We start from the raw sequence: 25,143 nt of genomic DNA on the forward strand, positions 1-25,143 counted from the left end.
TCCGTTTAGACTATAAAGGAGATGAGAATCCATGTTCAAACGTCATGCAGCTTATTACGGCTTCGCTCTTGCTCTTCTGATTCTTGTAACAGCCTGTTCGAGCACCTCATCCAAAGCGCCGGCTTCGTCGCCCTCCGAAACTGCGAAGAGTGCAGTGACGGACCATGAAAGTCCGGCGGAGCGCGTATTATCATTGTTCGAAGGAGAGGACATGAGTGCCGAGGATAAAGCCACGAACATGCTGGCTCACTTGGAGGGCATGGACTGGAAGGAATATAACCGCCTGAGCAGCGGCAAAACGCTGGAAACGCTGGAGCTGCTGTATACCCACCGGTCCCTCATCCAGCCCGAGCATTATACGAGCCTGTTCCTCGCAACAACGAATCTCGACGGTGCCTCTGCCGAGCAATATGCCGCCATCGTCGGTGAATTGTTTACGAAAGACAGGGAGGGCGTGGTGCAGGCACTTGCTGATTTGGGTGACGAAGCAAGTAAGCAAAGCGTCATCTCAAGCATAGCGTACCATCTCGGTTACCAGGATGTTGCCCAAGTGAAACAAGAAATCCATCAGTGGCAAACGAACAAGGTGCTACATGATGCCGAGAAGGACGTCATCGCCTCCCTTATAGCGGCACTCGACAATCCATAAATGCAAAAATAGAGCTGACCCCGAATGGAATCGGGGTCAGCTCTATCACTCGTTATCGTTAAAGACATCCTTATTGATTCAACAGGAACTCTTCTCCCGCAATGCCCGGCGATGTCATGTGGTAAGGATCCAGAATGACCAGAATCTGCTCCTCTGTCAAAAGCCCCTGTTCCAGGATGATCTCCTTGATGCTTTGACCTGTCTTCTGCGCTTCCTTTACCAGCCTGGAGGCTACGTCATAGCCCAAATGCGGGTTCAATGCCGTAATGATGCCATAGCTGTTATCCACGAAGTATTTGCAGCGTTCCTTATTGGCTGTAAGATCAACCATCAGATTCTTGTAGAACACGTCCATGCCGTTCTTCAGGATTTTCAGGGAGTGCATCAGATTGTTGGCGGCGACCGGAACCATGACGTTAAGCTCGAATTGCCCGGCTTCGCAAGCCAAACTGATCGTATGGTCATTGCCGATGACCTGGAACGACACCTGGTTCATGACCTCCGCCATCACGGGATTGACCTTGCCCGGCATGATCGACGAGCCCGGCTGTCTCGGAGGCACGTTCAGCTCGTTCAAGCCGGCTCTCGGTCCGGAAGCCATCAGGCGGATGTCGTTGCACATTTTCGAGAAGTTCACCGCACACACTTTGAGCGCAGCCGACAATTCCATGTAAGCATCCGTGTTCTGGGTGGCATCCACCAAATCCTCGGCTTGCTTCAGGGAGAAACCTGTCTGCTCAATCAAATGCTGGACGACGCTCTGCATATAGTCCGGCGTTGCATTTAATCCCGTGCCTACGGCCGTCGCGCCCATATTGACAACCAATAACCCTTGCGCTGCCCGCTCGATGCGGTGGATGTCCCTTGTCAGCACGTTGGCATAAGCCCCGAACTCTTGTCCAAGCCGGATCGGTACCGCATCCTGCAGATGCGTGCGTCCCATCTTGATGACATCGTCGAATTCCTTGGCCTTGTCCTGAATGCCGGCGACCAAGGTCCGGAACACGCCAAGGAGATCCTGGGTCAGACGGTACGACGCAATGCGGATCGCCGTCGGAATGGCATCGTTCGTGGATTGCGACATATTGACATGATTATTAGGATTGCAGTAGAAATACTCGGCCTTCTGTTTTCCCAAAATCTCCAGCGCCCGGTTCGCCAATACCTCATTCATGTTCATATTGATCGAAGTGCCCGCCCCGCCCTGAATGGAATCGACAATGAATTCGGAACGGAGATTCCCTGCGATGATCTCGTCTGCCGCCTCTATAATGGCGCTGCCTATCTTTTTCGGCAGCAGGCCAAGTTCCATATTAGCCAGCGCGGCCGCTTTCTTTACTTCTCCGAGAGCCGAGATGAGCTCGGCATGAATGGGCACCCCGCTGATCGGAAAATTCTCTACCGCCCGGACCGTATTGATGCCGTAATAGGCATCTGCAGGAAGCTGCTTTTCCCCCAGAAAATCTTTCTCCACTCGATACTGCATATCCATGGACAACATCACCATCGCCTTTTGATTATTTTGTATCATGCTTGTCACCTGTTATCATCCAGCTTGCCCGGATATATACAGAATTCTGCCTACTAACTTGAAATCCTCTATAGCTTACGCGTTTTGTTAGGGAATATTGAATAATATGTGTGATTGCGCAAAAAATGAGGCTTTCTCTAAGTATAATTACCCAGAAAAAGCCCCTCTTACCCCAAACGGCTTGATTTCCATTGACGTCCGTCACGATGGATGGTTACAAACTCTAAGCCATGGAGGTCTTCCTATGCACCGGGAAGCCTAACGAAATCACAGCGCCTCCCTCTTGGCGATTCCCCGCCGTGATCAGGCCCCCGCAGCGCTCCACGATGGCCCGGGCAATCGCCAAACCGAGTCCCGTCTCCCCGTTCTTGCCCTTCACAAACCGATGGAACAGATAAGGCAGCAGCTCCTCGGAGATCCCTTCGCCGTCATCGGATACGGTGAGCACCACCCGACCTTTTTGGAGACCGGCTTGAATGTAAATATGCTTGCTTGCATGCCTCGCCCCGTTCGAAACGATGTTCAGCAGCGCCTGCAGCAGCTTATCCCGGTCGGCATACACCGTTAACGATTCGTTATCCCCGTACGAAAGATGCACGAACAGCCCTTTTTTCACCAGAACCGGATTGATCCTCTCGATCGTTTCCTCTACAAGCTCTTTCATATTGACTTCTGCGGCCTTGAAAATATCATCTTCGCTGTCCAGCTTGGCCAGCAGCGTCATCTCGGTCACGATATTTCTCATCCGGCCGCTCTCGCTCATAATGATATCGAGCCCTTTGCGAATATCCTCCCCTTCGAATATGCCGTCCCGGATTCCCTCCGCATATCCGGATATGGACATGAGCGGCGACTTCAGCTCGTGCGAAGCATTCTGGAAAAATTGTTTCTGCACATGATTGTACCGCTCCAGCTCACCGGCCATTTCGTAGACGGACTCTGCCACGGCGCCGAGCTCCCCGCTTGCCGACACGCGCCGGACTTCGGAGAATTGGCGCTCCTTCACCTTCTTCAATTCTTCCCGCAGATGCATCAGCGGCTTAATCAGCCGCTTGGTGATGAATAGGCTTAAGATCACCATGACCACGGCCCCTGCGCCGAATACGAGCATCAAGCGCCCCAGCAGCGCTTGCTCAATCGCCTTGATTTTGCTCACTGGCGTAATCAGCGTCATCGTCCCTTGGGGAACCGCCGTAACCTCGGTTAGGAATTGCCCGTCCACCGATGAGGATTTAAACGAAGCTATGCTATCGGGTCTGGCTGCTGCTATGCCCATGTACTGGGCGGTAGGGGTTACAGGAGTCGAGCGAACTATATTCCCTTGGCTGTCCTGAATAATAACGCCTACCTCGGCAACCTGCGCAGAGGCAAACCCGCTAACGGTCAAAGGCTCGCTCTCGATAGGGATGCTCTGTGCAGCCGCTGTTTCCAGCTTTGCCGTTAGCGCCGCCCCAATGGACTGCATGTCCTTTCTTTGCGTGCCGATAAAGTGGTCCAGCAGCACATAATGAATGACGACGGCCGTCACGGACAGCACGAGTATAAGCGACAAAGCGAACGCAAGATTGATCTGATGGACCAGCTTCATATCGATGATTCCTCCCCATCCGTTCTCATTCGGTATCCATGTCCCCATATGGCCTCGATCGGCAGCTGCTCCACTTTCTTGCGCAGCCGTTTAATGAGATGGTCAACCGCCCGGTCGCTCCCAAAATAATCGTCCCCCCATACGGAGGTCAGCAGTTCGTCCCTGGTAAACGCACGGTTCGGATGCTCGGCAAACACTCTCAGCATCTCGAATTCTTTGTTGGTCATATCCACTTCTTCCCCGTTCCAGAACACGCGCCTCTCCTCCAGCAGTAACTGAAGCCGCCCATTGCTAAGCTCCGGGGAAGCGGCCGCAAGCCGCGGGACATTCTCCGCTCGGTTGAATTTGTACCAACGGCTCAGCTGCCGTTTGATTCGGGCGACCAGCTCGCGAGGGCTGAACGGCTTGACCATATAGTCGTCGCTTCCCAGCTCAAGCCCCAATATTTTATCCACCTCGCTGTCCTTGGCCGAGATCATGATGATCGGGACCTCGGCTTCCGCGCGGATCCGCCGACACAATTCGAAACCGTCCATGCCGGGCAGCATAATATCGAGCACCCACATATCCGGCGGATTCGTTCTCCACATGTCCCAGCCTTCCTCCGCCGTGCCAAGGCCCACCGTCCGGTAACCCTCCTTGCGCAAATAAGCCTCCACCAAATTTCGTATATGCAAATCGTCATCCACAACGGCGATGAGATAGGTTTGGTTCATATCATTACCTCCGAGCTTCATCTCCTCTTTAGTATACCAATCGGCACAAAGCGAATGGGGAATGCCATTGTTTTTCCACAAATACACCAATGTTCTGCCAATGCTGATTCGTACACTGGGTACTGTAAGACAAACCAACCCCGATAAGGAGTGTTAATACGATGAAACACAAACTATTTGGCAAGCTCGCCCTATCCGCTGCCCTTCTTGGAACAGCAGCTCTTCCCGTCCATGCCTCGGGTGCCGAAACCCCAGCCGTTGCACCGAACCAAACAGGTAAAAGCGCGCCCGTTGCTACCACGGCAACCATTTCCGTTATGCCGAATCCGTTGGAATTGGCTGAAAAATACGCGCCGGAAACGGTTCAAGACTGGAAGGATACGCTGGCGAAATACGGGAAGCTTGCCGGAACCGAGGGAACCTTCTTTTTCTCGGAGGCCGCGGCTGTCACTGCAGATAACGGCAAGGTAAAGCCGATCGCGGCAGAAGGCGAATTCGGAATATCCATTGCCGTGAAGGCTGTCCCGGCTGAAGCTGTCAAGGGATTCGTGGACAGTGGCGATATCAAGGATATACAGATTACCAAGATCAAGGAGCTTGCCCCTCTCGAAAGTACCGCCATCAAAGCAGGGGAAGCCGTGAAAACTGATGCCGGCACCGGGAGACACGACGTGATCCGTTTCGAGACAGCCAGCGTGAAGGCAGTGAAGCTCAGCGATGCAGAAAGTTTGGAAGTGAAGATCGACGATGAGGATCTGGCGTTTATCCATGCCAGAATCGACCTCTTCAAAGCGATGGATTCCAAGGACGCCGATGCCATTAAAAAAGCGCTGGCGAAACTGCTGGACCAATACAAGGCACAGATTGCCAAGCTGGAAGCTGAAGCGAAGTAACGTCGATGCGAGACCGTACATGACAGTGCGAGCCCAGCGTACTTAACCGAAAACAAGCCCTGCCGGTGCCGCGGCAGGGCTTGTTTTTAGCATAGGCTTACGTTTTTTTGGCCATTGTCTTCATCAGTTTCACCGCCGAGCGCACGCGGGGACGCTTCAAATGCTCCTCCACGTAGCGGTAATCCGTCAGGATCACCTTGGCATCCCGCAAACCGTAAGCAAAATCATCATCAAACAGCAGGCGGTACTCCCATACCCGCTTCTCCCAATTCGGAATATTCGCCAGCATCCATTCATCCTCCGCCCCCGGGTGAACGTACGTTTCGCTGACCCCTTCGGGGAGTCTGTACAGCTTATCGATCAGCGACTGCTTGAAGCTCTCGTAGGTCTCTCCCTCGACGACGGGAAACGGATGCGAGAGCAGATAATCCGGGATCGGCACGCCGAACGTATCGGCCAGGCTGGAGGCAAGCGCCACCGGCCGCTCGATATTCGGCAGCGTGCTGAGCAGCGGATCCTCCGGGTGAATATAGCGAAACAAGCGCGCGGGGAGGCGCCAGCGGGAAGTCTTCCACAACATCTGCGGAATAAGGCTCCGCCCCGTTTCCATCCCGTAAAGGCTGCCCATGTGGTTATCCGCATGGCTGATGCGGATGCCGGCCTTCTTCGCCAGCCGGTATTGCGCCTCCAGCTCTTTTAGCACGGCGCCCGTCTCCGCCCCCCGTTCAAACTCCTGAACCGTCCGGTATTGATGACCGCTAGCGTCATGCAACGAAGAATGACCGGTCAAGCTCTTCCACCGCAAAGCTTCGAATTCGCTCGTCAAGGTGAGATGCAGCCCCACATTGGGTTGGCGACGGCGTGCGGCCCAGGAGGCTGCCTCCTCAAAGCCGGGGGCCACGGTCATGATGGTCGCCGATGAAACTTTATTCTCCTCCAGCAGATGCCGGATCGCCTCATTCATGGCCTTGCTCTGTCCGAAATCGTCACAGTTGATGATCAGTCTTCGCTCCATGGTCATGCCCGCCTCCTATGGATTTTGAGAATTCGATTTTGGTTGCATACGACAGCACGAAGGAAATGGCCAACAGGCATAAGGGAACGACACTGATTAAGTACCGAAAGGTCGATTCCGGATCGCTTCCCGGGTTGTCACCGCTCTCATATCCGAATATCATGCCTACGACAAAAAACGCCAGGGCGGAGATCAATCCGCTGGAACGGGTAATAAACCCGCTGACCGCCGTATAAATCCCTTCTCTGCGAAGCCCTGTCCGCTCCGCATCCTCATCGATGATGTTGCCGCTAACCATGGCCGGCGTAACCAGAAATCCCGCCAGACCGAACCCTACCCCGATCCCTGCCAGAATGCCGCTCATCAGATCATAGCCAAACCACAGAGGGATGACGGATAACCCATATATCCCTAGCGACAAACGCCATGCCTTCACGCCGTCCATCCTGCGGATCATCCAGTACCACACGAACACCAAGGGGATGACGGATACAAACACGGCCGCCAGCAGAATCGACACTTGATTGTCCGGGATGCGGAGCACGTATTTTGCGTAAAAAGGGATCGTGGAGCTTATCAGCCCATTCACCGTCTGGGCAAAAGAATTGGAGATGTTGAACACCCAGAACTTCTTGTTTCGCAGCGTTTCACGAAACGCGTGGACAAGCTTGAGCGGCTCGCTTGCGCTGTACGCCTCTTCCTCGCGGACGCTCATCATGCACAGGAACATGAACACGCCGAACAGCAGCGCGTACAGAATCGCCATGTTCGAAAATCCCATGGCGTCATAGATGATCGGAGTCAGCGCAGTACCGATCAACAATGCCACCACTTGATAGCCCTGCTGGATGGCCGAGGCCTTCGCCCGGATGCGGTCTCCGCGGAACAGTTCGGGGAACAGCGCCCCATAATTGACCCATAATACGGTTGCCACGGCTTCATACAGGATAAGGGCAACCAAAAACCACATAAACAGTCCGTTCTCAGACAATCCTTCCGGCGGCGAGAACACGAGCACGAAGGTCAGCATGAAGAGCGGAATCGCCCCGAATACCCACGGCCTGCGCCGTCCCAGCCTGGTTCTGGTGCGATCGGACCAATACCCCATGAGCGGATTGTTTACCGCATCCCAGATCAGAAATACGGTTCGTGCCAGAGATGCCAGCCCTATGCCAAGACCCAAGGTATCGACGTAGAAAAAGATGTAAAAGGAGCTGAACGCCTGACTCGGAACCATCATGGCAAACATGCCCAGCGAAAATGAATACGGCGAATTCACCCAACTGCGCTTCATCCGTTTCCCTCCATCCGTCATGGACGATTTTGTTGTACAGTATTCGGCATGCGAAGGGAATATACCTGCGCAAACGAAGGCTTAGGTAATCTCGTCTATAGATTGGAGAAAAAGCCATGATCCAGACTTGGAAATGGACGTATATACATATTTTAGGCTCCGTGGTCGGAGCAGATATCGCCGATCCCAAAATCGAACATATCCATACCGCCTTTGCGATCATTGCCATCGGCTTGTTACAGAAGCTTGCCTCGATCCTGCTTGTGAAGAGCCGGCGCATCGGCAAGTGGATTACAATCGAACCGCTGATTGTCGTTAAAGACGGGCAGTTCATTTATCCGAATATGAAAAAAGCACGTTACTCCATCGATAACATTTTGCAAATGCTGCGCAAGGAACAGATCTTCGATATGGCGGAAGTCGATATGGCGGTGCTGGAGCCGAGCGGTGCCTTATCCATCCTGAAAAAGATCGAGAAGACCGCCGTCACGCTGGAGGACCTGAAGTTAAAGCGGCAGAATGTCGGCCTGTCCTACGCCGTCGTCAAAGAAGGACTCATTCAAACGATTACCCTCCAAAAATTAAACCTTACCGGAGAATGGCTGGAGACTCAGCTGGGTGAGCGGGGAATCCCCCTTGATCAAGTATTCTTCGCTTCACTCGATGAACAGAAGCGTTTAAATATCACCATTTACGATAAGGAAATTCCGCTCCCTCCCTTGTATCATTAAGGATCCCGAAAGAAGCCTGGCGCTGCCGCCAGGCTTTCTTCCCGTTCATGACTTATTGAAGAACGATTTTGATGGCATTGCCGATTGGCGGCAGACTCTTGGTTAATACCGGGCCGTAGTAGCCGATAATTTCCGCATCGTCAGCCAAGTCGCTCGTTTTCAAGGCTTTGCCGTCTTTATTCACGACAACCGTCTCGGGCGTCAGATTTAGGACGACTTCATTGGGGGATTGTTCCGTCAACCCTTTGCCCTTGATCGTTACGCGCAGGTTGCCGCCATCCGCATTGATGTCGGTGATGGCGCCGGCCGTAGCCAACTGCTCCGTTTCTTCCTTGTCGGACTTCACGCTGATTTCGTAAGCATACGTTTGAGGAGGCAGGCTCATCGTCATCGCCAGGCTGTGCACCGCTTCGATCTTCATGCCTTTTGCAAGATCCTTAAGCTCGATCTTCTTGCCTTCCGCATCGCGGATGACCGTGTTCTCATCCACGTTCAGCACGATTCCTTCGGTGCCCGTACCGTTAATATGAACGGCTTTGCGTTCTTCGTTATGGATAACTTCCGTGATGGTTCCAACCACGGTTTCCTTCTTAACCTCTTCCTCGGACGTGATGTTTACCTTCGTTCCATCAACCGCGACGTTAACCTGGAGCACTTCGCTGAAGAAGCTCGCAGGAACATACAGCGTGCCTTTTACGTTCACCGGAGCAGCGCCGAGGGACTTATACATTTTGTTAACCGCATACTGGTCTTTGCCCGTTTGCACGAGGGTCCAGATCGGCGATCCCGGTTGGGTTAGCTCCGCAGAGCGGTCCTGTTGATTCCACTCCAGTTCGAATCCGAGCGCCTCGGATACGCTGCGCAGCGGGATCATGACCTGCTTCGCGCCGGCATTCATGAATCCGGCTCCAGCCACTTCCTTGCCGTTGACCAGCACACCATAATCAATGACCGCCGAGATCACCACCGGCTTCTGTTCCTGAATGTCCCCGGTTTGGGGTGCCGCATAAGCCGCTGCGCCACCGGAAACTGCCATGGCGGCAACCATCAGCGTGGCTGCTTGCTTCTTCCATTGTTTGTTCATGTTCATCATCCTTTCTAGGTGCCTTAGATTATCATGTACAACTATACTGACGGGCGTATCTGCCAAATGTTGCATTGAAATCCAAAGTCCAAGGGCCGAACATAAACCAAAAAGCCGTTCCGGGCGGCTTTTCCAAGCTCCCGAAACGGCTTTTGCACTGTGCATGAATATATCATTTAGCGTTGTATAAATAGCGGGTCCACAAAGCTTCGGCAATACTCCTCCGCAATCTGTTCCGCGCTGTATCCCATATCGCGCATGTACAGAATAATATCGGCCCGCGGCAGGGATGCAAGCATCACGGAGGTGAACAGAGGATCCAGGGGCATCAGTTCCCCCTGCTCCGCCGCAAGCTCCAGCAGACGCTTGATCTGTGAGCGCAAATACGTGAAGGGCGGGTTCTCGCACATAATATTCTTGGATTCCTCCAGACGGTCAGAGGTCAGCATCACCCTGAGCCACTCCAAATCCTCGTTGAAATGCAGAATCACCTTCGTCATTACCGTCCGAAGCTGGTGTGCTACCGTTTCGCCTTCGCTATTGCGAAGATAAACGTCCAGCCCTTCCATAAACCGGTCGATCTTGGCTTCCATCAGCGTGAAGCAAATCTTGCTCTTGCTGGGATACCGGCGGTATAGGGTGCCTTGACCGATCCCCGCCGTTTTGGCCACCTGATGCATGGAGACGTCCTCGACTCCGTATTTGTTAAATAAGGCCTGAGCCGTATCCAAAATCTTTTGACCCAACTCGTCATTCTCTTTCGGCAATGCACGCATCCCTTTCTAATTAAACAAACGGGAACCTTATGCGGCAGACTGTTTTTCTTCAACGGGTGAAGACGTACGTTTAACAAATAAGCCCAGCACGAAAGCGATGATTGCAAGAACAAGTCCGATTACGAAAGCATTATGAAGACCGGCAACCATGCTTTGCACCGGATTGAGATCCCCGGTTGTTTCAACGTAATTTTTAGCACCTGCAGTCATGATGCTGATAAAGAGCGCCATACCGACAGCTCCCGCCACCTGCTGCAGCGTATTCATGATCGCCGTTCCGTGCGGATACAGCAAGCGCGGCAGCTGGTTCAAAGCCGTGGTTTGGGCCGGCATCATAACCATTGAAATCCCTATCATCATCATAACATGAAGGAAGATGACATAACCACCCGTCCATGCAGCGTCGATGCGCGAAAACAGGAAGATGGCGATGCTCAGCAGCGCCAAGCCGGGAATAATCAGAACGCGCGGTCCGAATTTATCGAACAGTTTCCCTGTAATCGGCGCCATCAATCCGTTGATGATCCCGCCCGGCATCATGACCAGACCCGCCGATAGCGCAGTCAAACCCAGAGCGTTCTGCAGGAACAGCGGCAGCATGATCATGGTGGAGAACATGCTCATCATAAGTACCAGCATCAGCACGGTCACGAGGGAGAACATCGGAAATTTGAAGGTACGCAGATCCAGCATCGGTTCCTCCATCTTCAGCTGGCGCCATACGAAGAGCAGCAAGCTGATAGCCCCGGCCGTAATGCACCATATGACCTTCGGATCAGACCAGGTACCTTCGCCGGCACTGCTGAATCCATATACGATTCCCCCGAAACCGATGGTAGACAGAATAATCGAAATGTAATCGACTTTCGGCTTGGTCAGTTCCGATACGTTCTTCAGGAACACCGCGGCAAACACGATGGAGAACGCAGCAAGCGGAATGACCAGGTAGAACAACCAGCGCCAGTTCAGCGCATCCACGATCAAACCGGAAAGCGTCGGCCCGATCGCCGGTGCCGTCATGATGACCAGACCGATCATTCCCATTGCGGCTCCGCGATTCTGAGGCGGATAAATGCTAAGTATGGTGTTCATCAGAACCGGCAGCATAAGCCCCGTTCCGACGGCTTGCAGAATACGGCCTACCAGCAGCACCCCGAATACCGGCGAGAAGCCGCATATAATCGTACCTATCAGGAATAGCGACATAGCGCCAATAAACATCTGTCTTGTCGTGAACCAAAGCTGCAGCAGCGCCGTGACCGGCACCAGAATACCGACAACCAGCATGTAAGATGTGGAAAGCCACTGCACCGTCGACTCCCCAATGCCAAACTGCTCCATCAAGCTTGGGAAAGCGATGTTCAGCAATGTCTCATTCAAGATGGACACGAACGCTCCGATAATCAGTGCGGCAACGATCGGCCCTCTTTTTATTTTACTTAAATCAATCTTGGCCGAACTTGGCCCCACTCCCATATCCAAGACCTTATCCTCCCTGTCTTTTGTCTATACGGACAATTGTCCGGTAACGCGTTTTTTATTCTAACGGACAATTGTCCGCAGGTCAACTGAAAATTTTCATTAAATTTTCAAATTCGTCCGCCCAGATGAAGCCCGCGGCGTTTTCCGCTGCCATAAGCAGCTGAAGCAAGCAGGATTCGGCCATTCATAATAAAAGGATCCGCCCCAATCGAGACTAGGGCAGATCCTTTTCTATGCACATTTCGACTTTAGGTTCGCTTTGCCCCGAAAGACCCTTGGCATTTCCTAAATGCAAGTGTCCTAATAGGTCACTCCGCTGCGCGCAAGTCAGTCCCTGAAAACGCTAAGCATTCAGTGCAATCTTTTCTTTGTACACTTTGGCCCAGCCTTCCAAGTTGTTCGTTACGATCCAGAGTTCAGGATACTGGGCAAGGGATGCCAATACCGCCTCGTCATCCGGCGTCCAGACGATGAGCTGAATCCCCCGCTTGCGCGCTTCCTCCATAAACGAAGGGGTCACGTATACATATTTGACGGACACATAGCGAGCGCCGATCTGTTCCAGATAAGGAAAGACCGATGGCGTCGCCCCGTAAATCACAAGCCCCAGCTCGATGTCAGGATCAAGGGAACGGGCCCGTTCAATCGAATAATGATCGAAGGAGGTCAGGAATACCTGCTTCTCCATGCCCGTATCCTTGATCACGTCAATAACCTTCTGTTCCAAACCGGGGTAAGCGTCCCCCATCTGCTTCAGCTCGATGTCAACGATCATCCGATCCTTGGCAAAAAGCAGCGCTTCCTCCAGCGTGGGGATGACTTCCCCCCGGCCTGCATCCAGCTTGCGTATTTCCTCCAGCGTGAAGGCATTGATCGCTCCGGTTCCGTCGGTCGTCCGGTTAACCGTGGGATCGTGAATCACGACAGGCACGCCGTCCTTCGTCAGCTGGACATCCAGCTCCAGGTGCGAGAAGCTAAGCTCCAGCGCTTTCCGAAAGCCCAGCATCGTGTTCTCCGGATATTTGAGCGGATACCCTCGATGGGCCAATCCACGTACTTCCATGTGCCATTCCCTCCATATATAAGTCGATTGACGGCCTCGATCACACTGCCACCGCAAGAGGACGGACTAACGCAATCGAAATGCCGTTTGCAGCTCTATAGGTTTGTTCGCCGCGGGCTTCCCGATCCCTGCTGCGCACAGCAAGAATTAGCTTGATGTCCTTCGCTCGAACAAAGAGACGGTATGGCGGTGTATCCTTGCCCACCGTCTCCACACCGTCCTGAATTCCGCATCATATGGTGTATGCGGTTATTTAAACGTCGAGTTCGCCATCGCGGCCACGATATGCTTCTGCATCACCGTAAAGACCAGCACGATCGGGATGATCGCCATGACGCTGGACGCCATAATGACGTTGAAGAACATCGCTTCATTCCCGGCGATGGAATCCCGCAGCATCGCAATACCGACCGTAAGCACGCGCATGTCGTTGTTGTTGGTCATGATCAGCGGCCAGAAATACGAGTTCCAGGACGAGATGAAGATCAACACGCCCATGGTGACGATCGTCGGCATCGCCATCGGGAACAATAGCTTGTACAGAATGGAGAATCGGCCGGCTCCATCCACGCGCGCCGCTTCCAGCACGTCGTTGTTAATCGATTTGAACGCCTGCCGGAGCAGGAATATCGCATAGGCGGACGCCCCGTGAGGCACGATGAGCGCCCAGAAGGTATTCAACCAATCGAGCTTGGACATCATGACGTACACGGGAACGAAAATTACCTGTTCCGGCACGATCAACGCGGCAAGCACCAACAGAAACAGCGCGTCCCGTCCCCAGAACTTCCCCTTCGCGAATGCATAAGCGGCCATGAGCGCCACGTTCAACTGCAAAATAATGGTTCCGACCGCCATGAGCAAGGTATTGCCGAAGAACCGCGCGTAAGGGATAACCCGGAAGGCTTCGGCAAAGTTCTGCCAGGCAAAGGTTTCAGGCCAGAATGTAGGAACGGCCATCCGCATCTCAGACTGCGTCTTGAGCGCGCTGATCAGCAGCCAGTACACCGGAAAGAACATGACGAGGGTCACGATCACGGCCCCGATTACGCGGAGCGTCATTATGGTCTTTCGGTTCTTGGCGGATCCAGCCATATAATTATCCTTCATAGTGCACCTTCTTCCTGCTGACCACCCATTGTACCAATGTTAACAGCAATATGATGACGAACAGAATCATGACAAGCGCCGAGGCTCTTCCCGTTTTGAATTCATCAAAGGCCATCGTATAGATCCAGTACACGATCGCATTCGTTGCCTTGAGCGGACCGCCGCCCGTCATGACGTCGATCGACTGGAATACCTGCATGGAGGAGATAAAGCTGGTGATGACCAGAAACAGGGTCATCGGCGACAAGAGCGGCAGCGTAATGTTGCGGAACTGCCGGAACTTGCTGGCCCCATCAATGGAGGCCGCCTCGTAATACTCGGCCGGAATTCCGCGCATGCCTGCAATAAAGAGGATCATCGCAAACCCGACGCCCTTCCAGACCGAAACGGCAACCAGCGCCGGCAATGCCGTCGAAGGGTTGGTCAGCCATTCGACCGGCTCCATGCCGAACCAGGAAACAATGGAATTCAGTAACCCGTATTGTCCATTGTAAATCCATGTAAATACCATGGCCGCGACTACCATCGAGATGTAATAGGGCATAAAAACGACGCCGCGCAAGAAACCGAACAACCTTGACGATGACACGTTGAGCAGCAAGGCCAGCAGCAGCCCGATGACAAGCGTGAATACAACGTCCATGACGGTATACAAGAACGTGACCTTCAAGGAGTGATAGAAATCCGAGTTCGACAGCAAGCGCGTATAGTTATCGACGCCCACGAATTTCTTCACGGGACGGGTCATGTTCCAATTCGTGAAGCTGATGTAGATGGAATAACCCAGCGGATAATACAGGAACACGCCCATAAACAGCAAGGCCGGAACTGCGAACGAGAAGTCCTTCCACTTCTCGATCAACGTATGAGACATCCGTTTAGAGACCGAAGCGGTCGCCCGATCGGACGCCGCCTTGGTCATTGCTTTATTGGTCTCCATAGGCATCACTCATAGTCAGCCAGAATATCGTTGATCTTCTTGGCTGCATCCTGCATAAGTGGTATAGGATCTTTTTTGTTCAATACCATTTCCCCGATGACTTCTTTGTAGACTTCGCTGAATTCAGGATAAGCCGGATGCTGCAGACGCGGCGTTACTTCGTCGAAGTGCTCGTATACCGCTCTATACTGCGGCCATCTTTCGAAATATTGATCGCCTTCTTCAGACTCGATTGCGGATTTTCTTGTCGGCAGGTATCCTACGGATTCAGCCCACTTAATGTTATGCTCCGCCGAAGTCATGAACTCGATGAATTTCCAAGCCGCTTCTTTCTCCAGATCCTCGGCGCCGTCCATCATGACGATCCCCGCGCCGCCAATATTGGAGGTCCGCACTTTATCTCCAGGGATAAAGGATACGCCAACCTCAAAGTCCGCATTCTCGCGGTACATCTTGAGCAAAGCCGATGAATGCTGAACCATGGCGATTTCGCCGTTCAGGAACATCTGGCGCATATTGTCGGAAGCTCCTTTACCGAAGCCCATATGCATGCTGCCTTCATTTTGCCATTTGTAGAAATTCTGGAGGTACCGGAGAGAATCCTCGGTCTCGACAGCGGAAGCACTCAGGTCCTCCGTCAGGATTTGTCCGCCGCCGTTAATGTTCCACGGATCGTAGTACCACGTATCCCAGCCTGGAACGGAGAAGGCATAACGGGTCGTTTTGTCGCCTTCTTTTTTCGTTACCTTCGCATTAAAGTCATCGATCTCATCCCACTTCTGCGGCGGCTCTACACCCAGCTCGTCCAGCATCGTTTTGTTGTATACAAACACGCTGGTACTGACGATCAGAGGGAATCCATATTGCTTGCCATTGAATGCATATGCATTCAGCATCCCTTTGGCGAAATCGTCCATCTTCACTTCATCGCGCTTAATCCATGGGCCCAAATCAGAGAACACTCCGCTGTCCGCAAAGTTTGGCAAGGACGCAACCTCGACATTCGTAACAGCCGGCACGTCATTCGCAGCCACTGCAGCCGATAATTTTTTGTGAAGATCAGGATAACCGCCTTGGAACACCGGCTCAACCGTGATATGAGGGTATTTCTTCTGGAATTCGGCAATCATGTAGTTCAAGCCTTCAAGCTGGGCATCCGCGTGGGCATGCCAGTATTGGATTTTAACGGGTGTCGTGTCGTTCTTCATATCCATCGAAGCGGCTTCCACGTCATCCAGCGAAACCTCTCCTCCGGCGCTTTCACTTCCACCGCCGCCTCCGCAAGCCGTGGTAATCACCATAAATATGGTCAATAACATTAACAACCATGATTTCTTTTTCATAGATGATCTGTTGTCCCCTTTCGAATCTATTCATCATTCATCATCCAAAATTACCGTCGATCCACTTCATCGAATGCCGGTTGGAACGGCACGCGGATCCCATAGGAACGGGTGAATCCCCATCCAAACAGCCCGCCTATCCCTTAAAAAGCGCACAAAAATAGAGACGTCAAAAGAGCGCAACCTAAGAGCCACCACCTCCTATAAAAGCTAAAGTAGCTGCTACTCGGGTTATCTCATCGTCTCCACCCCTAGCAAATATGTAATTGTGGTTAATCCGTCATTCCTACGGAGACCGTTACGTCCAAAAACGCGTGTCTCCCGTAGATACGAGGTCTGCGCCATTTGCCAGCGCCTCGTCGATTTCTTCTTCGCTTCGTAAAAAACCTCCCACTATGAGCGGACAGTGAATCTCCTTCTTCAGATCGCGGATGACACGAGGCATAAGTCCCGGCATCAATTCCACTTCGTCCGGACGTGCTTGTCCGATCATCTTCACTGCGGTTCCCAAAGCTGTCGTATCGATCGCAAACACGCGCTGTATCGAGCTGATGCCTGCTTGGCGCGAAGCCAATACCGTATTCGTCTTCGTCGTAATGATCCCGTCGATCTTGTACGAATCCGCCAAATACTGCACTGCCGAATTATCCCGGCCGATGCCGCTTACCATTTCCAGATGGACAAACACTTTTTTGCCTGAGGAGTGCAGTCGGTTTACGATATCCCTTAGTTTCATGATGTCGCCTGTCATCAGGTTCACCCGTTCCACCGCGCTGTTCACAGCCGCATCGATCTGTTCCAGCTTGGTAATCGAAGCAATAACGGGAAGACGGCGACTCCCTTGATCTGTCATAAGTGCGTGTCCTCCTTATTATGAACACCTCTTATGATAGAGCTATAAGATCATGCGAGTATTAACGATATGTAAAATCTGTGTTAACGGCCCGCTTCTAGGCTCCTGCATAATGAATACGCTTTCTATTCGGTTAACAACAGATTCTGCTATATCCCTGGTTTGGTGGATTCCCTCCTAGATTCAGGATCATGCCGTCCTGCGAAGTCTTGGATAGCGCTTTCATAATAACTTGTCGAGCTATTTAGTTTCTATCATAGAGGAATTATTTAGCTTGAGTCTATAGCGAAATTTGTTTTATTTTGTCGAATTTAAAAGAATGTCAGCTCAATGTAATATATATCATGGCAGGAAGCTCGTTTTTATGATCGTACTGCGATTACCATCTGCAGGATTCGGGAGGAAGGAATGCCATGACCTCGAAGCTTCAATCGCCCGTTTCTATGACTCAAATGCACGGCTGCTCATAGGAAACGGAACGCGCTGCAGGCCGCCATGGATAAGCCGGCGGCCTGCGCACGTCGTGTGGCTAAACCTCTTTTCCTATATTCTTGCCACCTTCAAAAGATAACGACGCTTGTCCCACCCGCCGCGTGTAATGATGGCTTACGCACGAGGCACCGAGGCGGCTTCCAGATCACGGGCTGTGCGGAGGTTTGGACGCAGGGATCAGCGGGACTCATTTGCTCAGCAAGTGCACGATCATCTTGAGGGTTTCTGCCCTTGATGCCATACTGTCCGGACGGAAGGTGTCATCGCTGTAGCCGTTCACAAAGTCCAATTGGACCGCCTTCAGGATAGACTCTCTGGACCAGTCCGGTATCTCGCTCGCATCCTTAAAGGAGAGCCCATCATCGTATCCAGGCAGCGGGCCATGCACATACTCGTAAGCACGGGTCATCATCGCAGCCAGCTCGGCACGGCTGACCGGACTGTACGGATCAAAGACACTTTCGCTCCGTCCACTGACGATGCCTGAAGCATAAGCCGCCGCCACATCCGCGGCATACCACCGGTCGGCGGGAATGTCATGGAATGGAGGGGAGGCCAGGCCGGGCTTCAGCTGCAAGGAACGGGCAAGCATGGAGGCCGCCTCTGCACGGCTGATCCGACGCTCGGGCGCGAAGGTCGTCTCCGAGCTTCCATTCACCAAGGAAGCCGCAACCGCACCTTCAATAAAAGGCGCCGCCCAGTAATCCTCCGGTACATCCGTGAACGTCATCTCGGATTCCAGCGTTTCATAAACAGCTTTCGCTATTTCCTGTACTACCGGATTTCCGATAGCCTGGGCTTCGTCAAAACGGCTGGTCGTCGTGACTTCGGTCAGTACCGAAATGGCGATTTCCCGGCCTGGCACGAGAAAATATCCGGCATCATGGGTCACGTTCGCATTCTCCCCGGTTTTATGGGCAATCGGTGCATCGGGGAGGGCTGCTCCGAACTTGGTGTCCACCTCCTGGGCTTTCATCCAGTCGATGATCTGATCACGGGAGTTATCGGACAAGAATGAACCTGAATGAATGTAGGCAAGCAGATGGACCAAATCCTCCGCGTCGATATAGTTGTCCTGCTCCGGCGTAGGCGCAGCCGCGAACATTTTCCGTCCCAAATGCATGACATCCAGACCGAGTTCATCCATCAGATTCTGGACCTCATCCAATCCGACCACGTCAATCAGCACGTTCGTCGCCGTATTATCCGATTGGGTGATCATCAGCCTGGCCAAACGTTCGATGGTGACATCCTGCGGAAAAGTTTCCTTTTGCAAGGAGCCGGTTCCGCCTACGACATCTTCCTTCTCAACCTTAACCGTCTCTTCCAGGGTCAGTTTGCCTGCGTCCACTTCCTTCATCAAGCCCGATACAAGCGCCATCTTGATGGTGCTGGCAGGCATATAGGATTGGCGGGATCCCAGAAGCAGCTCCCGGTCGCCGGGTTTGCCGCTTAGATCCTTCAAGCCTACGGAAACCCTGATCCCCTTGTCCTCAGCTTCTCGAATAATGGGATTTACGGCTAACAACAGGGCCGGCCACGTATCCGCCGATACGGCTTCAGCCGGGGCCGGGGTGTCCATCAAGAAGTTATACACTGCCTTGGCCGCACGCTGTACGACCGGGTTGCCCAGTTCCTGGGCTTTGCCCGCATCCTCAGGCTTAGTGACCTTCGTTAATACGGTGACGGCAGCTTCGCGTCCGGGGACGAGGAAATATCCGATGTCATGGCTGACATCGCCCAGTTCCCCGGTTTTGTGAGCAATCGGTTTACCCGGCAGCGCCGCGCCGAATTTGGTCTTCACTTCCTGCGCCTTCATCCAGGCCAGGATCTGATCCCGCGATTTGGCGGTTAAGATCTCGCCGGCATAGATTCTCTCAAGGAGCGTCAGGAGCTCCTCCCCATCCACATAATTATCAGCAGCAGGGGATTTTGCGGGCGTCATCATTTTCCGACCTAACTGCATGGTTTCAAATCCCTGTTCCTCAATGAAAGCGTTAATGCGCTCGAACCCGAGGAGATCAATCAGGGCATTGGTTGCCGTATTGTCGGATTGCGTAATCATCAGTCGCGCTAAAGACTCGATTGTGATATCCAGAGGGAATTTTCCGTCCTTGAGCGAACCGGCTCCGCCTACAACCTGTTCCGGTTGAACCTGAATAGTCTGCTCCAGCGCATACTTCCCTGCTTCGATGTCCTGCATCAGCGCTGTTACGATGGCGATCTTGATCGTGCTGGCAGCATAGTATACATCCGATGATCCCACCTGGATCTTCCCGCCGCCGTATGTACCGCTAAGATCTTGAATGCCGACAGACAGCTCGATGCCATCTTCTGCTGCGGCTTTTACAATAGGCCGAAGAACGGATTCCAACCGGTCCAGGCTGCCGTTTTGCGTTCCGGCTGCCCAAGCCTTGGGGACTTGCCCCAAGGAGATAAACCAAGTCGTCGTGAATAAGATAAATGCAAGCGTGCTCTTGAAAAGGACTCCGGTTAATCTGGACATGCTAATCACTCCTCATAATTTTGTGTAATATATAATTACATAATAACTCTTTAATCGACTATAATTATAGTCCAATGTAGGGTATATTTACATAAATTAAATGTATTCAACAAAAATATTATGAGTATAGCCGTATTATGTCAGTTATAGTAACATAAATTTCTAGTTTCATTATAGAAATATAAAAACCCGAATTCCGGAAGCGGAATTCGGGTCGATGAATATAGAGAGCACTAGCTATTCGAACAAAGGAACCTTCGGGTCCTTCCCGTTACAGTGAACCAGCATCGCGTGCAGCTGCCCCCTGTGGTGATACAGGTGCGCCACGATTTCGAGCAGCCATTCGTACCTCGAATAGGTGACGCCCCAATAAGAGGTCATCTCCTGATGAAGCTCCTCTTCCGTCATTTCTCGGAACGCCTGCTCCAGATATGAATAGTTGCTCAATAACTCCGCCTGTATGTCCTTCAGGTTATTTAACGACACGCCTGCGTAATAGGCGCTCATCTCCTCTTGGGTGGCTCCTCCGGATATATGAAAATCGGCCCGGCAGATGACGGCGATATGCTTGAGCAGCTCTCCGACCGAATGTTTGCCTTCCGTCGGCTTGACGAGCAAATCCCGTTCATCCAGCTTATCGATAATCGCGACAACCGAGACGACAGCCACCTCGATCTGATGTAGGGCATATGTACAATAGGAATTCATAGGTTCTCTCCAATCCGGTATGTATACAGTAATCTGTTCAAAATCACCTCATTATTATAGAACATACGTTCCTGATATTTCAACAAAAAAAACAACCTGACCCTTAAGCACTAAGAGACAGGTTGTTCAAAAGCAAATCTTGTATAAGATCAGCTAACCAGGTCAAATCCGGTTGTATTCTCAAGCACTTCCACATGAAACGCGCTGCCGTCAGCCTTACGCACAACGCTTACCGACAGGTGCCCGCTTCCGATCGCAATCCGTTCGGCCTTCAGTTCGTTCATCCCTTCCGGAAGGAACGGGGACAACGCGATTTCCTTCTTCGCCGCGTTCGGATACAATCCGAGCATCGCCTGCAGGAAGACGATCGAGGTTCCCGCCGCCCAAGCCTGCGGCGAACAGGTTGTCGGGTACGGAACGGGATGGCCCAGCTTCGCATCATGACCGCAGAACAGCTCCGGCAAACGCTGGTATTCAAAATGCGCGGATGCCTGGAGCAGGCCGGAAATCACCTTGCTTGCCTCAGCTTTGAATCCTTGCTTGCCGAGACCCAGCAGGATCATGGCATTGTCATGCGGCCATACGCTCCCATTGTGATAGCTCACCGGATAGTAGCCGGTGGAGCCAGTACTCATCGTGCGGATGCCGTATCCATTGAACATGTCGCTTCTAAGCATCCGCTCGGCTTGCGCCTTCGAGCGGCTCTCTTCCGGCAATCCGCTCATGAGCAGATGCCCGGGATTCGAGGTTACGCTGCGTACCTGGCGTTGATCCTTATCCAGCGCAATGGCGTAACACTGCTCATCCTCCATCCAGAAGGCCGCTTCAAAACGGACGCGAAGCTCCTCGGCTTCCGTTTCCAGCTTGCGGGCCAGTTCCGGCTCGCCCAGCTCCGCGAAGACGGGTACCAGCGATTGCTTCGCTTGATACACGTAACCCTGAACCTCCGACAGCGCGATCGGCGATTCCGCATACTCGCCGTTCTCATGGATGATCGAGTTGGCGGAATCCTTCCAGCCCTGGTTCGGGAAGCCTTTCTCGGCTTCCTGCTTGTAGGCCATGAAGCCGGAGCCCGCTTCGAGCGCGGCATCGATATAATCCAGTGCCCGCAGCACGTTCGGCTTGAGCTCCTCCGCTAAGGAGAGATCGCCCGTCCAGCGGTAATACTCGCCGATCAGCGCCAGGAACAGCGGCGTGGAATCGATGGTGCCGTAGTACGGCGAGAACGGGGACTGGTTCGTCGTGACCAGCTCTCCATAGCGGATCTCATGCATGATTTTGCCCGGCTGCTCATCCCGCCAAGGGTCCGTCTTCTCGCCTTGATAAGCCGCCAGCGTTCTCAAGGTTCCTTTGGCAAGCTGCGGGTTCGCCGGAAGCATGAACAGCGCCGTGATCAAGCTGTCTCTGCCGAACGGAACCGCGAACCACGGCAATCCGGCTACCGTTGTATCGCCGAAGCCTGCATCCGTCGTCAGCATGCGCAGATCCTGCAATCCTCTCTGGTACAAGCCGCTGAACAGCGCGGAATCCGACTGGAGCTGCGAACTGTTTCCGTACCAAGCTTCGTACGAGGCTTCGAGTTTCTTCAGCCCCTCTTCATAAGTCAGCGTCTCTGCTGCGGGTTGCCGCTCCGTCATCGGCGTGACAAAGAACGTAATCACCTTCTGCTCTTTGGCTTTCAGGGACAAGGAGAACGAAACCGTGCCGGTATCATCCGCTTTGCCGCCGTCCGCATCCCAGGCAATGCGCGTCTGCCTTCTCAGCTTGTCGGCGCCGACGTAGGCCAGCGTCATCTCTTGATCGCCTGTCCGAATCCCTTCCATTTTGCCGACTTCGCCCGTACGGTATTTACGGACCAGGAACATATCCTGAAAATCCGCATCGAAGGAAACCCCGAACTCGATATTCGAATCGGTCACAAAGTAATTGGTCAGCGTACAGCGCTCATACAGGACGCCATCATAGATGAAGCGTTCCCGAAGCACTTCGATCGCCCCTTCATCCTTGGCATCCTTCATCAGGCGGAAGGAGGCCACATAGCTTTTATCCCCCGTGGAGGACAGAAGCGAAGGCTTCTCGCCATCGATGAACAGCTCCATACGGCTCAGAAAACGCGTATCCTTCGTATACAAACCATGGCCCTGATCGTCCCCCTGGACGATATCTCCGTTAAGCCCGGTCAGAAAAAACACGTTTCCTTCTTTAATTACGCGGTAGTCCATGCATAAATCCCCCTTTATTCAACAACCTCAAGCTCAGCCTGCAGTCCTTCCTCCGAATGCGGTCCGACCCAGACATGGAACTTTCCGGGCTCTACCGTAAATTCAAGCCTTTCATCCAGCAGTCCCAATTCTTCACGTCCCAGCGTAAAATGTACCTCACGGCTTTCACCAGGCTGCAGCCGCACCTTGGAAAATCCCTTCAGCTCTTTGACCGGCCGGGTCGAGCTTGCCACCAAGTCGCGGATGTAGAGCTGCGCGGTTTCCTCGCCGGCTCTGGATCCCGTATTCGTGATGCTCACGGATACACGGACGGATTCGTCCCGGCCGATCTGATGCCGATCCAGCTGCAGATCCGTATATTCGAACGTTGTATAACTGAGGCCGTACCCGAACGGATACAGCGGAGAATCGTCGCAATCGATATAATCTTCGTACAGATGGGGCCGCCCGGTATTCTTCCGGTTGTAATACATCGGAATTTGGCCCGTCGCGCGCGGAACGGTAACCGGCAGGCGACCGCTCGGATTGTACTTGCCCGTCAGCACGTCTACAAGCGCTAGGCCTGTGGCGGTTCCCAAATGCCAAGCTTCCACCACGGCATCGGCTTGCTCATGCAGCCATGGAGTCGCAAGCGGACGGCCATTCATCAGCACGGCGACGATCGGCGTGTCAGTCTGACGCTTCAGCTCCCGAATCAGGTGCTCCTGGCAGGATGGAAGCGTAATGGACGTCACATTGTAGTGCTCGCCGGTCATCGCTTCGGATTCGCCGACAACGACCACGGCGACATCGCACTGCTTGGCAAGCTGAACGGCACGCTCGACTCCGCCGTCCAGCTCCTCCAGAATGCCGCTGCCCTGCTCGTAGAACACCTCGGCCTTCGGTGCGATTTCCGATTGAAAAGCATCCCGCACCGTGACAACGTCCTCATCCCGGCCTTTCCAAGCCCAGCAGCCCATTGAATTATGGCGATCATCGGCCAGCGGCCCGATCAGGGCCAGCTTCCTGTGCTTGCCGGTATCCAGCGGCAACATCCCGACGCGATTCTGCAGGAGCACGATCGATTTCCGGGCGCTGTCCCTGGCCTGGGCCAGGTGTGCCGCTGGAATGGGTCGCCCTTTCAGCAGATCTCCGGCTTCTTCGTCTTCATCGCTTACATACGGGTTCTCGAACAATCCGAGGCGGAATTTCACCCTCAAAATGCGAAGCACCGCGTCATCCAACAGCTGAAGCAGCTCGGGGTTATCCTGGACCAGCGCCTCCAGATGATCGAGATAGACGCCGGAATGCATGTCCATGTCGACGCCGGCGTTCAGTCCCTTCCGCGCGGAATCCTTCCGGTCCTCCGCATAGCCATGGTAGATCAGCTCTTCGATCGACTCCCAGTCGCTGACCACCATGCCGTCAAAGCCCCACTCCCGCTTCAATATATCCCGCAGCAGATAGCGGCTCCCGGAAGCGGGTACCCCGTTGAGTTCGCTGAAAGCACTCATCACCGACAGAGCGCCTGCCCGAATCCCGTGCTCGAACGGCGGCAGCACGGTTTCCCGCAGCGTCCGCTCCGACATGTCCGTCGTATCATAGTCCCGGCCGCCTTCAATCCAGCCATAACCGGCAAAATGCTTCACGCATGCCGCTACGGTCGGGTTGCCGTCCCCGTTCGGACTTTGAAATCCTCTTACCTTCGCGGCAGCAGCCAGGGAGGACAGATAGGCATCCTCCCCCGTGCTCTCCGCGATGCGGCCCCACCGGGGGTCGCGCGTCACGTCCACCATCGGGGCAAAAGTCCAGCGGATGCCTTCCGCTGCCGCTTCTTCTGCCGCAATGCGGGCGTTCTCCTCCATCCCGTCGAGATCCCAGCTGGCGGCTTCGCCGAGCGGAATCGGAAAGATGGTGCGAAAACCGTGAATGACGTCATCCCCGATGAGAAGAGGAATCCCCAGCCGCGTTTCCTCCACGGCCAGCCGCTGGAGCTCGTTGATTTTTTTCGGACCATGCACATTCAACAGCGACCCGATCTTGCCTTCGGCAACCAGCTTCAGCTCCCGCTCCTCGCACCGGCCGTACTGAACCGTTTGACCGATCTTCTCGGCCAAGGTCATCTGCGCGAGAAGGTCCTTCGCACGCTGTTCCACGTTATCCATGTC

21 protein-coding genes are annotated in these 25,143 nt (G+C 53.4%); 3 read left to right on the forward strand and 18 right to left on the reverse strand.

Annotated features, from left to right (window positions below; translation table 11 throughout):
- Positions 1 to 31: 31 nt before the first annotated feature.
- The gene (locus RB298_RS26060; protein ID WP_486049250.1) at positions 32 to 649 is read left to right on the forward strand and encodes a hypothetical protein; all 618 of its coding nucleotides are present in this window, start codon (positions 32 to 34) and stop codon (positions 647 to 649) included.
- A gap of 70 nt (positions 650 to 719) precedes the next feature.
- On the opposite strand, the gene RB298_RS26065 is transcribed toward RB298_RS26060, so the two are convergent.
- From RB298_RS26065 to RB298_RS26075, 3 genes are all read right to left on the reverse strand, one after another.
- Entirely contained in the window at positions 720 to 2,180 is a 1,461-nt protein-coding gene (locus RB298_RS26065; protein WP_486049252.1) for an aspartate ammonia-lyase, read from the reverse strand.
- 223 nt (positions 2,181 to 2,403) lie between these two features.
- Entirely contained in the window at positions 2,404 to 3,768 is a 1,365-nt protein-coding gene (locus RB298_RS26070) for a sensor histidine kinase (protein WP_192569906.1), read from the reverse strand.
- Positions 3,765 to 4,484, reverse strand: a complete 720-nt coding sequence (locus RB298_RS26075; protein WP_145040087.1) for a response regulator transcription factor — start codon at positions 4,482 to 4,484, stop codon at positions 3,765 to 3,767. Before RB298_RS26075 ends, RB298_RS26070 begins: the two co-directional genes overlap by 4 nt.
- A 161-nt stretch (positions 4,485 to 4,645) precedes the next feature.
- On the opposite strand from RB298_RS26075, the gene RB298_RS26080 reads away from it, so the two are divergent.
- The gene (locus tag RB298_RS26080) at positions 4,646 to 5,377 is read left to right on the forward strand and encodes a hypothetical protein (RefSeq protein ID WP_486049253.1); all 732 of its coding nucleotides are present in this window, start codon (positions 4,646 to 4,648) and stop codon (positions 5,375 to 5,377) included.
- A gap of 97 nt (positions 5,378 to 5,474) precedes the next feature.
- On the opposite strand, the gene RB298_RS26085 is transcribed toward RB298_RS26080, so the two are convergent.
- Entirely contained in the window at positions 5,475 to 6,398 is a 924-nt protein-coding gene (locus tag RB298_RS26085; protein ID WP_213580066.1) for a polysaccharide deacetylase family protein, read from the reverse strand.
- Entirely contained in the window at positions 6,364 to 7,686 is a 1,323-nt protein-coding gene (locus RB298_RS26090; protein ID WP_096774734.1) for an MFS transporter, read from the reverse strand. The genes RB298_RS26085 and RB298_RS26090 overlap by 35 nt, the downstream gene beginning before the upstream one ends.
- 116 nt (positions 7,687 to 7,802) lie before the next feature.
- On the opposite strand from RB298_RS26090, the gene RB298_RS26095 reads away from it, so the two are divergent.
- Positions 7,803 to 8,417 (forward strand): DUF421 domain-containing protein, encoded by a 615-nt coding sequence (locus RB298_RS26095; protein ID WP_486049255.1) that lies wholly within the window; start codon positions 7,803 to 7,805, stop codon positions 8,415 to 8,417.
- 52 nt (positions 8,418 to 8,469) lie between these two features.
- Here RB298_RS26095 and RB298_RS26100 read toward each other — a convergent pair whose 3' ends face one another.
- From RB298_RS26100 to bglX, 13 genes are all read right to left on the reverse strand, one after another.
- The gene (locus RB298_RS26100) at positions 8,470 to 9,501 is read right to left on the reverse strand and encodes a copper amine oxidase N-terminal domain-containing protein (protein WP_486049257.1); all 1,032 of its coding nucleotides are present in this window, start codon (positions 9,499 to 9,501) and stop codon (positions 8,470 to 8,472) included.
- A 176-nt stretch (positions 9,502 to 9,677) separates the two neighbouring features.
- A complete protein-coding gene (locus RB298_RS26105) occupies positions 9,678 to 10,277 on the reverse strand; it encodes a TetR/AcrR family transcriptional regulator (protein ID WP_420030501.1) in 600 nt (199 codons plus the stop codon).
- 27 nt (positions 10,278 to 10,304) lie between these two features.
- A complete protein-coding gene (locus tag RB298_RS26110) occupies positions 10,305 to 11,753 on the reverse strand; it encodes an MDR family MFS transporter (protein ID WP_374705892.1) in 1,449 nt (482 codons plus the stop codon).
- Positions 11,754 to 12,102: 349 nt separating this feature from the next.
- A complete protein-coding gene (locus RB298_RS26115; protein WP_486049259.1) occupies positions 12,103 to 12,822 on the reverse strand; it encodes a glycerophosphodiester phosphodiesterase in 720 nt (239 codons plus the stop codon).
- 40 nt (positions 12,823 to 12,862) lie between these two features.
- Complete coding sequence (locus RB298_RS26120; RefSeq protein ID WP_375121233.1) at positions 12,863 to 13,027, reverse strand: hypothetical protein; 165 nt, start codon at positions 13,025 to 13,027, stop codon at positions 12,863 to 12,865.
- Between the two features lie 44 nt (positions 13,028 to 13,071).
- Entirely contained in the window at positions 13,072 to 13,932 is an 861-nt protein-coding gene (locus RB298_RS26125; RefSeq protein ID WP_009593684.1) for a carbohydrate ABC transporter permease, read from the reverse strand.
- Entirely contained in the window at positions 13,922 to 14,878 is a 957-nt protein-coding gene (locus tag RB298_RS26130) for a carbohydrate ABC transporter permease (RefSeq protein ID WP_036672924.1), read from the reverse strand. The genes RB298_RS26125 and RB298_RS26130 overlap by 11 nt, the downstream gene beginning before the upstream one ends.
- Entirely contained in the window at positions 14,878 to 16,215 is a 1,338-nt protein-coding gene (locus RB298_RS26135; RefSeq protein WP_096774740.1) for an ABC transporter substrate-binding protein, read from the reverse strand. The genes RB298_RS26130 and RB298_RS26135 overlap by 1 nt, the downstream gene beginning before the upstream one ends.
- Positions 16,216 to 16,513: 298 nt before the next feature.
- A complete protein-coding gene (locus tag RB298_RS26140) occupies positions 16,514 to 17,068 on the reverse strand; it encodes a glycerol-3-phosphate responsive antiterminator (protein WP_012818698.1) in 555 nt (184 codons plus the stop codon).
- 679 nt (positions 17,069 to 17,747) lie between these two features.
- Positions 17,748 to 20,066 carry a serine hydrolase gene (locus RB298_RS26145; protein WP_486049262.1) on the reverse strand — a complete coding sequence of 773 codons (2,319 nt, stop codon included), beginning with the start codon at positions 20,064 to 20,066 and terminating at the stop codon, positions 17,748 to 17,750.
- Between the two features lie 237 nt (positions 20,067 to 20,303).
- Positions 20,304 to 20,774 (reverse strand): DinB family protein, encoded by a 471-nt coding sequence (locus RB298_RS26150; protein ID WP_096774742.1) that lies wholly within the window; start codon positions 20,772 to 20,774, stop codon positions 20,304 to 20,306.
- Positions 20,775 to 20,923: 149 nt separating this feature from the next.
- Positions 20,924 to 22,996 carry an amylo-alpha-1,6-glucosidase gene (locus RB298_RS26155; RefSeq protein WP_277747676.1) on the reverse strand — a complete coding sequence of 691 codons (2,073 nt, stop codon included), beginning with the start codon at positions 22,994 to 22,996 and terminating at the stop codon, positions 20,924 to 20,926.
- A gap of 14 nt (positions 22,997 to 23,010) precedes the next feature.
- Complete coding sequence (gene bglX / locus RB298_RS26160; protein ID WP_486049264.1) at positions 23,011 to 25,140, reverse strand: beta-glucosidase BglX; 2,130 nt, start codon at positions 25,138 to 25,140, stop codon at positions 23,011 to 23,013.
- Positions 25,141 to 25,143: the final 3 nt, after the last annotated feature.

Origin of the sequence: Priestia sp. BR_2 (assembly GCF_041954005.1) — a bacterium.
Taxonomy (GTDB): Bacteria; Bacillota; Bacilli; order Paenibacillales; family Paenibacillaceae; genus Paenibacillus_AQ; species Paenibacillus_AQ lautus_A.